Annotated in this window: 11 protein-coding genes; 3 read left to right on the plus strand and 8 right to left on the minus strand. The window is 38.6% G+C overall.

What is annotated here, in order from left to right; all coding sequences use genetic code 11:
* Window positions 1-28: 28 nt before the first annotated feature.
* The 7 genes from ACXAC4_RS24720 to ACXAC4_RS24750 all read right to left on the minus strand — a co-directional run bounded on the left by ACXAC4_RS24720 (window position 29) and on the right by ACXAC4_RS24750 (window position 8,762).
* Window positions 29-1,576 (minus strand): S24 family peptidase, encoded by a 1,548-nt coding sequence (locus ACXAC4_RS24720; protein ID WP_475166937.1) that lies wholly within the window; start codon window positions 1,574-1,576, stop codon window positions 29-31.
* Window positions 1,577-1,659: 83 nt separating this feature from the next.
* Window positions 1,660-2,274, minus strand: coding sequence for a class I SAM-dependent methyltransferase (locus ACXAC4_RS24725; protein WP_475166939.1), 615 nt, complete (start codon window positions 2,272-2,274; stop codon window positions 1,660-1,662).
* A gap of 299 nt (window positions 2,275-2,573) precedes the next feature.
* The gene (locus ACXAC4_RS24730; protein ID WP_475166941.1) at window positions 2,574-4,268 is read right to left on the minus strand and encodes an LruC domain-containing protein; all 1,695 of its coding nucleotides are present in this window, start codon (window positions 4,266-4,268) and stop codon (window positions 2,574-2,576) included.
* The gene (locus tag ACXAC4_RS24735) at window positions 4,265-4,873 is read right to left on the minus strand and encodes a hypothetical protein (protein WP_475166944.1); all 609 of its coding nucleotides are present in this window, start codon (window positions 4,871-4,873) and stop codon (window positions 4,265-4,267) included. The genes ACXAC4_RS24730 and ACXAC4_RS24735 overlap by 4 nt, the downstream gene beginning before the upstream one ends.
* A gap of 301 nt (window positions 4,874-5,174) precedes the next feature.
* Window positions 5,175-7,061: a M6 family metalloprotease domain-containing protein gene (locus tag ACXAC4_RS24740; protein ID WP_475166948.1), complete on the minus strand. Its 1,887-nt coding sequence runs from the start codon at window positions 7,059-7,061 to the stop codon at window positions 5,175-5,177.
* 157 nt (window positions 7,062-7,218) lie between these two features.
* Window positions 7,219-8,166, minus strand: coding sequence for a glutathione S-transferase family protein (locus ACXAC4_RS24745; RefSeq protein WP_475166951.1), 948 nt, complete (start codon window positions 8,164-8,166; stop codon window positions 7,219-7,221).
* Window positions 8,167-8,279: 113 nt separating this feature from the next.
* Window positions 8,280-8,762, minus strand: coding sequence for a DoxX family protein (locus ACXAC4_RS24750; RefSeq protein ID WP_475166952.1), 483 nt, complete (start codon window positions 8,760-8,762; stop codon window positions 8,280-8,282).
* 158 nt (window positions 8,763-8,920) lie between these two features.
* Here ACXAC4_RS24750 and ACXAC4_RS24755 point away from each other — a divergent pair, with 158 nt between their 5' ends.
* Window positions 8,921-9,814: a LysR substrate-binding domain-containing protein gene (locus tag ACXAC4_RS24755; RefSeq protein ID WP_475166954.1), complete on the plus strand. Its 894-nt coding sequence runs from the start codon at window positions 8,921-8,923 to the stop codon at window positions 9,812-9,814.
* Between the two features lie 112 nt (window positions 9,815-9,926).
* Window positions 9,927-11,909: an ATP-binding protein gene (locus ACXAC4_RS24760; protein ID WP_475166957.1), complete on the plus strand. Its 1,983-nt coding sequence runs from the start codon at window positions 9,927-9,929 to the stop codon at window positions 11,907-11,909.
* A 71-nt stretch (window positions 11,910-11,980) separates the two neighbouring features.
* Here the strand turns inward: ACXAC4_RS24760 and ACXAC4_RS24765 are convergent, their stop codons facing one another.
* Complete coding sequence (locus ACXAC4_RS24765) at window positions 11,981-12,841, minus strand: hypothetical protein (RefSeq protein ID WP_475166960.1); 861 nt, start codon at window positions 12,839-12,841, stop codon at window positions 11,981-11,983.
* A 198-nt stretch (window positions 12,842-13,039) separates the two neighbouring features.
* On the opposite strand from ACXAC4_RS24765, the gene ACXAC4_RS24770 reads away from it, so the two are divergent.
* Window positions 13,040-14,608, plus strand: a complete 1,569-nt coding sequence (locus ACXAC4_RS24770; protein WP_475166964.1) for a sensor histidine kinase — start codon at window positions 13,040-13,042, stop codon at window positions 14,606-14,608.

Here is a 14,608-nt window from a genome sequence, read left to right on the forward strand (position 1 = left end):
ACAAACAGTTTGAATAGCTATATTTAATTCAAACTCTTGCTTTAAGTCGGGCGAACGTTTTCATATTTTCATCGGCTTCAAGTACACTATAATCCGAGTTCTTAGCTATTAGCTGATAGCAAGAGTTGCCATTATCATCTATCACTTTTTTAACAACTCTTAATAAATATTGGCTATCACCCGTTTCGTCTTGCCTCTCAATTGCGACAGTTTGATTCTGCAAGGAGCCTGCACTTTCTGGAGAAATAAATTCTAACAATAACAAATCCCCATCAATGATTGGATTTTTTCCACCATTCATTGAGTTACCGCTTGCTCTTGCAAAAAAATGCTTATTAGAATCTACTTTACCGATTCCATCGGGTATATCCATGTACTCAGCATCACTTTCATCACCAGTCTTGAAGTGTCCGCAGGCAATTTTTAAATTAGGGAAGTAGAACAGTTGAGGTTTTGGCTCAGCAATTTTTTCGTTCTTATTAGCCTCAATCTCATCTTCTCTTTCACCATGTTTCTTTTTAAACGTCAAAAGAGGAGCAATAGGTATGGAATCAACAAATGTATCTAACCCATGCCAAAGTTTTGCATGGTTACTTCTTGCTACTTCATAGGCCCAATTACTCACTGCAATACTTTGATCAGCACTACAATCAAAGTACCTACTTAATTCAGATTCAATAACTTGATTGTGTTTAACTAGATTACTTTCCATCCAGTTATCTCTATGTTCATAAGAAGCAAGAAAATCTCGTTTATTATTGTTACACCTACGATGAGCAGCAACGAAATTATGCGCTAAATCATTACTGTAGCGAGAAAAAGGAATAAAATGATCAACCTCAACATCATTCTTAAATGGCTTTTGACAGTAAAAGCATTGGTTCTTTTGTAAATCTACTAGTACTGGCTTAACTTTAGCTAAAGATTGCCTGTCCTCTCCAAACAAAAATGACTCGAGCTTAGATTGAGGACCAATTAACGCTTGGTTATATTTGATGCTCTGAATTTTTTGCAACCATGCATTTTTAGAGAGGTAAACAACCAAATCATAAAACCTTCTAAAGCAAGCCGCTATGCCCGGTTTTAGCTCGATATAGTTTAACTTTTTATTATGCGGGTAAAGAAAACATTCCTCTTGTTTAGCGAGAATTTGAAGCCGCCAGAGTGGGCCTGTTTTAAGGGTATTCAAAGCTGCTCGATAACTTTCAAGCCAGTGGCTGCTTCTTTTTAATTGTACTAAGTTGCGAATATTATTTTGCTGGCATTCATACAACACTGAAATGACTTTAGATTGCGCTCCGGGATTTTGTTTGAGGAGCGCGTCTGCTCCCGACTTAATATTCGAAAACGGCATAGCATGATGCCAATATAATTGAAGTAACTTCTCAGCTAATAAACTATGCTCAATTTTGAGGCTCTCATTAGCACTAACATAAAGCTTCTCTATACATATATCGGCAATCGCATTTAACAATGCATACTTATAGGTAGCAACAAAGTCGCCCTCAGATAAAATTCTCTGAATAAATGAAATAAATTCTAACTGTAGTTTTTCGTTTGGTTTTATATCTTTCACGTCCTAGCATATTCCTTATACAACGATGTAGGATGTTTTAGTTAGGTGCGAATTAATCATTATTCGCACCTGAATAGGTGCTTTTATTTCTTTCTAATCAAACCATTTAACCAAATCTCGCCTTTTCGCTCTGGCCTTTGATCTTCACTTTGCCATGTTATTTCAAGCGCTAACTGTGGCTCTGCGTCTATCAATGCTTTTAAGCTTTCTTCGGTTAAGTCGGTGAAGTGGCGGCCATTTATATCACGCTCACCTTCGCCGTATTTAAAGCTTACGTATAACACTCCGCTTGGTTTTAAGGCATTGGCGAGTTTGGTGAAACGGTCGGGTAATTCGCTGTGCGCGACGTGCAGTAAGCTTGCGCAACACCAAATACCGTCGTATTGGTTTTGGTCGTTAATCTGGCGAAATGTTTTTACGTAAACGGGCTGTTCTAGGTGAAAGCTGGCAATTTCTGCCAGTTCGGCAACCGCATCAAATGCCGTGACTTTATAGCCAAGCTTTTTAAAATACAGAGCGTCTCGGCCCGAGCCGCAGCCTGCGTCTAAAATATGCGGTTTTAAGCCATTCGGGCAGCCTTCGGCTGAAGGGATATGCGGTAAGAAGGCGTTGTAAAACTCACCCATATCAATATGGAGCGTGCTGTTGGCGAATGCGCTGGCGTTCAGAGCGTAGTAGTCGAGCGTTTGTTGTGTCATGTGTTTATTCTTTACCAATGTGAGAGAAGTGACGTTGGGTTTCACGCCTTTGCAGTTTTAATATAGCTGCTGCTCGCCAAGTTTCTTTGCAACTTAGTTGATTGCTAATTTAGCTTAAATTTTTGTAGATGAGTAGTGATAAGAATCAATAAGTTATTCATGTTTGCTATTAATAAGCTTTTGATTTAATTTTTGTTTGAAACTTAATCGAATGCACTGATTCGTAAACCTCTATTATTGCCAAAAAAAAGGCCACCCGAAGGTGGCACAATTACTCTCAGTTTAACTAGGGAAACTGGCTAGTTACACTTCCAACATTTGCCATTCGACGGCAAGGTATACCAATTTCCATGGGTCTTTTTATTAGACTCAACCCAATTTTTTAATGTTGGATACGCAATGGTGATGTCTACTTGTTCGTAAGGGTGTTTCCAACCACTCTCGATAATGTCTACAGCCCATGGTAAACCAGACGCTGTCATGTAAGTTTCACCACCAATTGAAGTGTTATCATCAGCGGTACCAAACTTAGCTGTGTCTGCTAAAGCTGTATGGGTATGGTTTGGAAGGTGGATCTCATTACCTCGTTCAAAGGTACTATAAATAAATGGATTAAATGGTGCTGCGCCTAATGCTGTTCTATTTACAGCTTGGGTAAATACAACGCGCATAGTAACGGGAATCTCGGCTCTATCGTCACCTTGCTCGGTATTGAAAAAGCTAAAACCTTCTGTGCTTGGTGCATGTTGATTAGCATTATCAACAATCACAAGTACCAGCTCTTCTGAATGCCCAGCTTCTGGGGTTAAAGTGCTATTCACTCCGGCTATGCTAAAGCTGGCTTGTGCAACATTTTCATCGGTTGTACCTGCCATGGCAATGGCAAAACTATTGGCTTTACTTGCACCTCTGCCTTGTATTGCGGCTGTCATGGTGACTTCTTTTACTTCGTTACTTGCATTGGTAATAACATTAAACGAATGTGTTAAAACAAAATCATTTAAATCGAAGTCGCCTTTAGCAGGCCAGTTGTCTTCGAAAATTAAAGTACCCGGTGTTGACTCATTATTGAATGCTCTTTCGGAGTCTTCTGGATAATCATCATTGTCATCATCAACGCCATCACCATCACAGTCGTTGACTTTATTCCAAGTATAAACAACCGGGTCACTGCTCAAGCCATTGTCATCTACCGCGATGACTTCTACACGCCATATTTCATCATCCAGTACTTGTGAAGCTGCAACCGTATTGCCTGTATGGTTGGTTTTGCCAGCAAACTCGTCGTCGATTAAGTAGCCTTGGCCAACATCAACATACCACCTATATATATAAGTAACTGGATCGCCATCGGGATCTGCATTAGCAGAGTTACCAATATTTACGCTGAGATCTGTTGTACCATCAACACAACCTGCTGGTAAGCCAACTAGCTCTGGCGTGTTTGGCGCATTGTTTTCAGTGAAAGTATAAGTAATGGTGAGCAAGCTATAGTCTAGGGTTGTTGCCCAAGTTTTAGATGTATGGTTCATATCAATATCTAGAAAAACATTAATCAAACCATCATCTGTAATATTTGAAGTTGGGATTGTAAAAGTTGTTTCTGACCATTCAGCATTTCGGCCTTGTAAAAGCCCTGGGTTTAAATCAACTCCATCGACTGAAATACCGTCATACTCGCCACTTGTTCCATGAAAGGTCTCAGAATCTACATCCCAGCCTCTAATGAGCATGGTCGCACTTAAAATTTGTAATCTATTTGTGTTCCACTCGTCAAAGTTGTGCTGCCAGCCATAGTCTTCATTAAACCAAGAGTAATGTTCAAAACCATAGCCACTTGGTGCTATGTAATGTGGTGAAGTACTGCTTTCGTCAACTCTTTGGGTATAAGTAAAAGTACCATCGCCATTGTCTACTGTTGTTTGTGAACTCGGATCTGAGTTGGCAGCCAAGCTTACGAATGCCATTGTGATAATTGATATGTGCTTTTTCATTGTGAATCCTCCAGATCAGAGGCAACCGGAATGTCGCATTCAATATTCAAAGTCGTTGTTAACTCATTGACTGGTATGTTTTTTGTGCAATTCTGACCATTCGCTGTTGCTGAGATCCTTACTTGCGTAACACTCGGGGATAACTTCATCACAGTGCGTACACTACCCACCTGAGAAGTGAGACTTTTTAATGGGGTACTAACTACATTTTCATTCTCATCTAACGCTTCAACTTTGATGAAGTGCTTGCCACCAATTGGAGCTCCCTCGATTATGGTTTGGTTATCTGAACTTTCGGCTTCTATTTGAGTGATTGAGCTCACAACGTTAACCGATACTTCTTTGGTTTCTGATGTAGCCCAATCAAAATTTGCAGGAATTATTAAATCTGACAGCGATGTGTCGGCTGTGTCATCTTCTGATGAAGTCTCATCATTATCGTTTGACGAATCGCTACCTGTTGATGTGTTATCTGAAGCGCTACTTGATGTTGAGTCTGTTGGCTGAGCTTGTTGTTGAGCTGGTACTGAGCTACTGTCATCGCCGCCTCCACCACCACAAGCTGTCAAATATATTAGTACGACCGTTAAAATTATTGCACGCATAACATTGCTCCCGATTATTGATATAACAATGTCACGCAAGTCTCAAGCCAGTGGTGTTATCTAATAATTTCAATAATTTAAAATTTTACAAATGTACGATTTGTGCATTTTGCAACGCAATTTAATAATGAAGTGTCTAATAAGGCGTTTTACACTCGGTACGACTTTCAACAGGTTTTCAAATTCGCTTCACTAAGTTTTTAAGCATGCGAGTCTAACTGAGAGTAAATACTGCTAAACATGTTTGATATACAATAAAGCAAAATGCTTAGCAGTATTAGTTCGTTTTAAATAATCTAACTTATCTAATTTCTTCTAAGCGATAATTACCCGCACCAGAATACGAATAAACAACATAACGATAATAACCTGAAGATGCTTGATAATTGATAGACTCTGTTGAAGTCGGCGACTCAGACAAGCCTACTTGTTGCCAACGACCACCTTGCCAACGCTCAATTTTCAAATCAAAATCAGCTGCGCTTGGCCCAGTTAGCTTTAAGTTTATTAAACCACCGCCATACTGAAACCAACTGCCATTTGGCTCTATGGCTTGTTGTTTATCAGCTAAGTTGCCTGTGTAAATGGTGCCTTTAGGTGGGTCGATAATTTTGTCGTTAACTGTAAAGCTAATTGTTTGTGCTGGGCTGCTGATATTCGAAATATTTAACCCCGAATCACTGCCGTTCCACCACAATGCATTGGTGCCGCGTGAAGTTTGCGTGTTAGGCAAGGTGTTTGAAAACTCACCTGCATAGTCAAATAAATCTGAACTATCACCGCGATTTCGCTTATATTCAGGATCGCGATTACCATCTGCGTGTTCCATTTGAATATAGGGCTTCCATTCGTTTGAGTTACTGCCCGAGCTGTCAACGTGCCAAATTGCTAGGCCTTGATCTGGCTGCTCTGAGTTCTGCCCGCTTTTATGAATGGCTTCAATATAAAACGCTTCATTGCGGTTACTTGGGTTTGTCCATTTATATGACGCATTAGAACCTGAGGTGTGACTCAATGTGCCTTTTGGTGCATTTGCATTGATCGCAGGGTTTAGCTCAGTGACAGTGTCCCACCCTGCGATTGCTCTAAAGTGCGCGACTGGTGGGGTGGGTTTAAAACGATTTGTTTGTCCTATTGCGCCATATCCCATTACACCAAAACTGGCGACCGAGCCTTCTGAACTGCCGTCGTAATCGTATAAATCGGGCCAATTCGTGATTAAGTGACCAGACTCATGTACAAAGGTACCGATTGATAAACTACTGCGCATGTCGGTAATTTGATAACGGTCGGTACACACGCCGTCGGCACAAAACCTTGGACTTAGGCGCGCCATGTGTGGCCATAACCCTTTTGACCAACTGCTGTCAGAATTACCTGCATAGAAAATGTTTAAGCCACGAATTTGTTTACTGCTGTTGGTAGTGAGTATCGAAAAGTCAAAACCTTGTTGATACTCAAGCCAATCTAGCGCTTCTTTGATCAACTCTTGTGAACGAACCGTTGAGCTTAAGCTTGAATCAGCATAGTAGGCTTTGTTTTTTTTCGCCGTGTAGTAGTGGGTAACTGTATTGGTGTAATCAAGTTTTCCACCCGACACCGATTTGAAATAGCCTCTTACCGACTGTGCATTGCCGAATTCTGTATAAGTGTCGTTATTTAAAAAGCGCTCAATTTGCGCCTTACTAATGGTGCCCCGCTCATCAGGAAAGTCGATAATGATAGTAAGACCTTTCACCTGCCCTGATATTTGCGCATCTACCTGTGTGGTTTGCATGCGTGATTGTACTGAGTGAGTATGTGCATCGTGCTCGCCCAACATGCGCTGCTGTTGTGCTTCAACTAAGCGTTTTTTGGCTTCAGTGTTTAGCCCTGCTTGCTTAACTCGCCACTGCGCATTTTGCATAGCCGACTGACTTTTATTGCTGGCTAAGACACCAGTTGAAATTAACTCGCTCTCCTCGTCATTTAATTTAGCATACGCCATTCCCTTTAATGCGTTGTCAAAAACTACGAGGCGACCATCAGCCGTTCTTTGCTCTGCGTAATAGCTATTACCATTGAGTGTTAGTGTTATCACTTCACCATTAGGTTGAGTGAACTGGTATTGCTCATTCTTGTATGGAATAGCTGCAAATGCTGTGCTGCTGCATAGCAAGGTTGCTAGTGCGGTGTGTTTTAAGTTCATGATTATTCCTTTCAGTTAGCTGTCCCCAAATTGGACAAATAAACTATTAACCTAAAATTTACATTTGGCAAATTTTTTGTGAAAGGAATTGAAAAGCTTACCCGACATAAAGTCGGTGCTACCGCGTTAACTCATGTCGGTAGCTCCTGTGAATGTTTTAAAGGGTTTCTCGGTTATGCGGCGTGTTAAAATCTAATTCAGGACCATTTGGGATCACCCCAGTTGGATTAATGGTCTTGTGACTCGCGTAGTAATGCTCTTTGGTATATTCGATATCAACCGTATCGTTCACTCCCGGCACCTGATACAACTCACGAACATAATTGCTGATATTGTCGAAGTCTTTCAGTTGAGTACGATTACATTTGAAATGACCAAAATACACGGCGTCAAAGCGGATAAGCGTCGTGAACAAACGCCAATCGGCTTCGGTGATTTGCTCACCAACTAGATAACGATTTTTGCTTAAATGATCTTCTAGGCAATCTAGACTTTCAAATAAAGCATCATACGCTGTGTTATAAGCTTCTTGTGTCGTTGCAAAGCCCGCTTTATAGACGCCATTGTTTATGGTGTCGTAAATACGTTCGTTCATCTGATCAATTTCAGGCAATAAAGCTTTTGGACTGTAGTCATCTGTATTGCCAGTGAGTTCATTAAACGCAGTATTGAAAATACGAATGATCTCAGCGGATTCATTATTGACTATGGTTTGAGTCTTTTTATCCCAAAGAATTGGAACTGTGACGCGACCTTCATAAGTTGGGTCTGATTTTAAATACAGTTCATACGCATATTTAAAACCATAAAGTGGGTCTTTTTCATCGTCGAACTCCCACCCATTTTCTAGCATTTGAGCTTGTACAACTGTGACATCGATTAAAGATTCAAGCCCTTTTAGCGCTCTAAAAATCAATGTGCGGTGCGCCCAAGGACACGCTAAAGAAACATAAAGGTGATAACGGCCAGCTTCAGGTTGATAAGGGTTATCACTATCTGTGCTAATCGTGTTTCGAAATTTACTGTCTTGGCGTTTAAATGCGCCTTTGCTTTCTTTGGTGTCATACCACTTATCAACCCATTTGCCGCTTTGTAATAAACCCATAATAAATCCTCTCAATGCTATAAATATTTTGCTTTAAAGAAGTCACCTATGAGCAGTGACTTCTTTACTTTAGTTTTTTACGCTCTATAAATATTCGAACTTATATCTCGATTTTAGTTACTAGCAGTTTGAAGCTGCGCTTTACCTTGGCTCGTCAACTTAGTCGTTAAAACACGGTCTAGCGAAAACTTACCACCACCTTGGAATACCAAGGCTACGCTGATAGCAAACAGTGATAACGCAAATTCATAACCATTGTTTGACATAAATAACCCGTTTTGGAAATGCACCGCAAAAATGGCCACCAGCATAGTGAAAGCAAGTGCAACAGCAGTTGGTCTAGTAAGTAAGCCGACTAATAAAAAAATTCCGCCGAAGAACTCTGCGCTTCCCGCCATAAGTGCCATTAAATAGCCCGGCGCTAAGCCGATTGACTCCATCCATTGGCCAGTGCCTTCAAGACCATAGCCACCAAACCAAGCAAATAACTTTTGTGCGCCGTGGGCAATAAATAAAATACCTGCGACTACTCGAAGTGGTAAAGCTGATAGTTGGTCGTCAGTTTTTAGTACGTTTAGTAAAGTTGATGTGTTCATTTAGCTGCTCTCTTAAATTTAGTTAATTGTTTATTTCAGTGTTTATCTGAAGAAGTGAGTTCATTATAGGTAAGCATGAGAAAACAAATAACTGGCAGAATTTGACAAGTTAGTTCAAAATATTTGAACAATAATTTTGAATATATGTTTTAAGTGATATGCAGCACACTCCTCTAACATTAGAAGCTTTACTGGTACTCGACGCCATTGATCAACGGGGTAGTTTTGCCAGCGCCGCTGAGCAGCTTAATAAAGTTCCATCAGCGATTTCGTATATTGTGCAAAAACTCGAAGAACAACTGGGTGTGACCTTATTTGTACGCCAAGGTCGACGCTCTGTGCTAACTCCAGCAGGCCTGCACCTTCTTGAAGAAGGCCGCAGAGTTTTACTCGCGGTAGGCAAATTGACTGAGCAGACGCAAACAATCGCGCACGGTTGGGAACCCAAAATACGCATCGCCATTGATACCATTGTTGATGAGCGCAAAGTTTTCAAAGCCTGCAGTGCATTTTTAGCTGAACACGAAAACATCGAACTTGATTTTAAAGAAGAAGTGCTAAACGGCACATGGGAAGCCTTAATAGAAGACGAGGTTGATTTGGTGATCGGAGCATCAGATCCCGTGCCAGCGCAACAAGGCATACGCGCCAAAACCCTGACCGAATACCATAGCGCCTTTGTAGCAGCACCTGATCACCCGCTACACAAACTAAGCAGGGATATAGAAGCGTCTGATATTGTGAAGTATCGCACCGTAGTTGTTCACGATTCAAGTCGAAACGCTATTGCGAAGTCGTCTAACATTATTGAAGGTTCAAAGCACTTATATGTAAGCAATTTGCAGCAGAAAATCTACGCCATAGAGGCCGGAGTCGGAGTTGGCTTTTTACCTGTTGATCAGATAACTAGTCAGATTGAATCAGGCACATTAAAAGCATTAACCTTGACGGAACCATCAATACCACAGTCATTAAATATTGCTTGGAAAGTGGTGAACAAAGGAAAAGGGTTAAGAGCATTAGTTAAGTGTATTGAAACACAATTTAGCTAATAGGTTCTAATTCAAATCATTATAGAGCTTAAACCACTCCAAAAACTGCATTGTAACTATGAAGAACTAGCCTATGCTTTAGCTATAGTGAATAAATTTACATGACTTAATTTTGAACAAGCGCTTCTTTGATATTGCAATTAATGTCAGTAAGCAAATGTCATTTGCTCAAAAGTTTATGGCTATTATTGCCATGCTCTCTATCCCTTTACTGTTTCTCTTGGTTGTACTGTTAATTGACACCAATAGTTCAATACAGAAAACCCAAAAAGAAATACAGGGCATTCAGTCTCTCAAAATACTCATATCCACTATTTATCGAATACAAGATTTCCGAGATCATGCTGTTTTACAAGAGGTTAATTTAAATAGCGAACTAATAAAATTCATTTCAGATGAAAAGCGCATTATCAGCAAGCAAATAAAACAATTATCGAATAACCTCTTTAATCAACAACCAGCTAGTAGCAATTTACAAACTCAAATTGAAAATATTAAATCTGAGTGGCAACTTTTAAATGAAAGCCAAGCGGTAATGCGAGGTGGCATTGAATCTCAGTTTCTACACTTTGACAAAGTGGTACTTGAACTTCAATTATTGGCAAAAGTCATTACTTTTGAAAGTGCCCTCATTCATGACGACAGCCCAATCAATTTCTACCTCATCAATAATTTTGTTAACGAAGCGCCTAAAATTTATAAGAATATAGGGTTTCTCCGTGCTGCAGGAACTTATGCTCTGAGTATGCCAAGTGTCGACAGTTACACTTATCACACACTTGAAAAATTAGCCGCTCAAACTGAAGATAATATTTCTTTAAATAATTATTCGTCTAACCATATCTCGCTTTATTTAAACAAAAATAGTGACATAAAAGATGGTATGGCCGAGCTGCTAAAGAGTGCAAATAAGCTCCTTAATTATACTTATGAGCAGATTTTGGATGAACCTGAAAGACTGCCAACTTGGAAAGAATATATAGAGTTTTATTCTAATGAAATAAAAAAAATGCGCGAATTTGACACGCTTATTTTAAAGTATGTGGGAGTTCAATTAGACAATCGTAGCTTAGAACAAAAATTTAAGTTTGCAGCTTTAGTCATTGTGACACTCATGCTCTATCTAGTTATAGTCTATTTTGTTTATGGTATTTACTTACAACTTAAAGCAACTTTGAGTAATTATTCTCAAAAAGCGATGGCATTGGCACAAGGTGATTTAAATACTCGAATTGATGACATGTCTAAAGACGAATTTGGTGTTTTAGCCAAAACTTTTAATGAAATGGCAGAAATCATCTCTACCAATCAAAACAAATTAGTAGAAGCAGAAAAAGTCGGATCACTCAGTAGGATGATTACTGGAGTTGCCCATGAGATAAACACCCCGTTAGGCATAATCATCTCAAGTTATAGCCTTAATAAAAGTGCCATTGAAAATTTAAATAATCTCTTTGAGAGTGAAAAGCTTGAAGAAGACGACTTAAAAGAGTTCATTCAATCATCCCAGAATACTGAAGTATTGATCGATAAAAACCTAAACAAAGTAGTTAACCTCATAGAAACATTTAAGCAAGTAAATAGCTCATTGAATGTAAGTCCTCAAAAGGGAGTTGAGCTCTTATCTCTAATTGAATTTGCTTATCTACCAATTGAAGAATCACACAAAGATATTGAGTTTTCTATCAATGGAGGTGAATGTGAAATAGACACTGATGTCAATTTACTTACACAAGTGATAAGTAACATTATAGAAAATGCCATCGAACATGGCCTTAAAGGCGGTTTCAATAAACAAATAATCATTAATGTAAAAGAGTTAGGTGAGCAAGTTCATTTGAGCATTCAAGATAATGGTAAAGGGATCAGCGAAGAAGAAATCTCACAGATTTTTGAGCCTTTCTACACAACAGGGAGAATAAATGGCAAAGTAGGCCTTGGCATGCATATAGTTTATATCATTGTTTCTCAGTCTTTGAATGGCACTATCAAAATCTCAAGTGAAAAGGATCAGTTCACAAGGCTAGATATTACACTCCCCAAACATCGTGACGACTGTGAAGAAATCGATATAGATTTAGTTGACTTTATTTAAGGAAACGCCCCTTTACCTATACCTATGCGCTTAAAAAGAGCTTCAAATTGAAATTAAGTATTAGTAAGAGACTAATTTTTTATCCTTAAATCAACCCAGAGTTTGGTGTTTCTTATATCGCTCTTGTTCGACAAAAAAGGGTTATCTATAGTAATTATCGTCTTATTATTCCATTTTGATAAAGGAAACAAATGACGCGTAGCTGGATGCTTGTTCATATACTCGTTAAAGCTTCCGTCCTCAATTGCTAACATAAGCCCTTTGGTCAAATTATTAATTAATTTTTCGTTTTGTTTACGTGTAAAAAAATACATTGGGAAAGGGTAATGTAATATTAAGTCATCAAAGACCATCAGTTCAGGCATTACTTCTTTGCGACTTTCGACTTCTGAATAAGCCTCGTTAATACCTCTAGGAAATGCTTTACAACGCCCTGAGTAAACCTGTCTAAACATATTTTCATAAACCATATTTGGGACTACATTAAGACCAGAAGCAAGCAGAATATCTGTGTCTGGCCAATGTTGCCCCTGACATAAAGGGATACCATTCAAAGCTTCGAGTGAATTAATATCTGAAAACTTATTTTTAAACTTCTCGTTTATTGTAAATACACGATAACCAAGTAAACCTTTCACAAGAGGAATTGGCACAAAACCAAGCTTACTTTCTCTTTCTACATTAGATCCTGCCCAATACAAGTCAATAAGCCTTCCAGCTTGCATTTCTGATAATGCTCTTTCTTGCACCATATATGGTGCGTACTCAATTGATATTGGTTTATTGATTTTTTTGTAGGCTAGTTTAATTAGACCAATATAGTAGTCATGGGTACTATCAAACTTGGATTGGCTCGCTCTTACTTTTATTGTTTCTGCACCTGCACTTGATATAAAGAAAAGTAAAATAACGAACAAAAAACAAACTTTCATATAAAAAGCCTTATCTCAAAACATTGCCGAGTCGCATCAAATGTAAGCATGGCATAAGTTTAGTTTAAAACTTGCCTATTCTTTGAAAGGTAGACTAATTTTGAGTTATGTACGCAATTTGATTAAAGATTTATGGACTTCCATAAAATAAAAAACTCAATATCAATTAAGCTATTGAGTTATGTTTTATCAATATATTTGCTGATAACTCTTTTTATTACAATTCTTCATATCAGTGTGGAGTATGTAAATGCTAAGAGACAGGTAGAAGAAGTTCTTATTGCTTCAGAACATACGTTTAGAAAAATATTAGCTTCTGACTTATGGAATCTAGATTTTGAGCAAGTTGAAATTACAGCAAATAGTATTATCAGCCTACCACAAATCGCAGGCATAGAAGTCAAATCCGATACCAATGAGAAAGTTGTTCAAGCAGGTACATTATTAAATCATAATAATGAAACACTTACTTTTCATTCTTTCGCACTTTATAGTGATTACAACAATACTTCCCAAATTGGTGATGTAAAGTTATTCGCAAATGAAGACTTCATAATAAATAGTATTAGACCAAGTATTTACCTTCTTATTTTCAATGCAGCAATGAAAACTGCAGCAATCTTTTTATTAATTTTCCTCATTTTTAGAAAATTACTGACGAAACCTCTGAGCCAATTGGCCTCAAGTGCAAGTCAAATTAATCCTAATGAATTACAAAAATCTCTCATTACTGTGGCCAAAAACCCCAATGATGAATTAGGGGTGTTACAAAGCGCGCTTAATACTATGATCAACAAAACAGCTGAGGCGTTCGATAAGCTAGACAAAATAAATAAGAACTTGGAATCAATTGTCGATGAGCGTACTGAAGAGCTTCAACAAACCGTTACACAGCTTAATGAACAACAAGAACGATTACTTTGTGAAATAGAAACTCGACAAAAATCAGAACGAGCACTTGCTAACTCACTACAAGAACTCAAGCATGCTCAATCTCAACTAATTGAAGCAGAAAAAATGGCCTCTCTAGGTAGCTTAGTTGCAGGTGTGGCACATGAGATAAATACCCCTGTTGGGTTATCTTTAACAGGCATTTCTCATTTTCAATCTACCGTAGATGACGTTGCAAAACTCTTCGAAGCTGGCGAGCTTGAAGAAGATGACTTTGTGAGATTCATACAAGAAAGCAAAGAACTGTCTTGGACTATTCATAACAGCCTGCAAAGGGCTGCCAATTTAGTGAAAAGCTTTAAATTAGTTGCCGTTGACCAGTCCGCTGAGCAAGTGAGGCAATTCGATATTATCCAATATCTTAAAGACACTATGACCAGTCTTAATAACAAGCTCAAGCAAAGTAAAGTTAACTTTGAGATTAACTGTGACTCTGAAGTATTAATCATCAATAATTACCCCGGATCTTGGGCGCAAGTATTCACAAACTTAATTCAAAATACCTTAATACATGCGTATGACTCGGATTCAAGTGGTCAAGTTGTCCTTAAGTTCTATACTGAAGATGAAGAGCTTATCTTTACATTTACGGATGATGGTAAAGGTATGACAGAAGAAAGTCAGAAGAAAATTTTCGACCCCTTCTATACAACCAACCGAGCAAATGGTGGTTCTGGTTTAGGTATGAATATCATCTTCAACATAGTTACACAGAAAATGTCAGGCAAAATTACAGTGAATAGTGAGCTAGATAAAGGCACTCAATTTACGATCAGAGTACCTATCGATATACAAAGCTTTAAAGAAGGTGATTGA

This window comes from Pseudoalteromonas sp. AWM4_233 (assembly GCF_056158285.1).

Coding starts and splice junctions, on each gene's coding strand:
- ACXAC4_RS24725 (WP_475166939.1), bottom strand. CDS start 2,274: ATGACACAACAAACGCTCGACTACTACGCTCTGAACGCCAGCGCATTC.
- ACXAC4_RS24730 (WP_475166941.1), bottom strand. CDS start 4,268: ATGAAAAAGCACATATCAATTATCACAATGGCATTCGTAAGCTTGGCT.
- ACXAC4_RS24735 (WP_475166944.1), bottom strand. CDS start 4,873: ATGCGTGCAATAATTTTAACGGTCGTACTAATATATTTGACAGCTTGT.
- ACXAC4_RS24740 (WP_475166948.1), bottom strand. CDS start 7,061: ATGAACTTAAAACACACCGCACTAGCAACCTTGCTATGCAGCAGCACA.
- ACXAC4_RS24745 (WP_475166951.1), bottom strand. CDS start 8,166: ATGGGTTTATTACAAAGCGGCAAATGGGTTGATAAGTGGTATGACACC.
- ACXAC4_RS24750 (WP_475166952.1), bottom strand. CDS start 8,762: ATGAACACATCAACTTTACTAAACGTACTAAAAACTGACGACCAACTA.
- ACXAC4_RS24755 (WP_475166954.1), top strand. CDS start 8,921: ATGCAGCACACTCCTCTAACATTAGAAGCTTTACTGGTACTCGACGCC.
- ACXAC4_RS24765 (WP_475166960.1), bottom strand. CDS start 12,841: ATGAAAGTTTGTTTTTTGTTCGTTATTTTACTTTTCTTTATATCAAGT.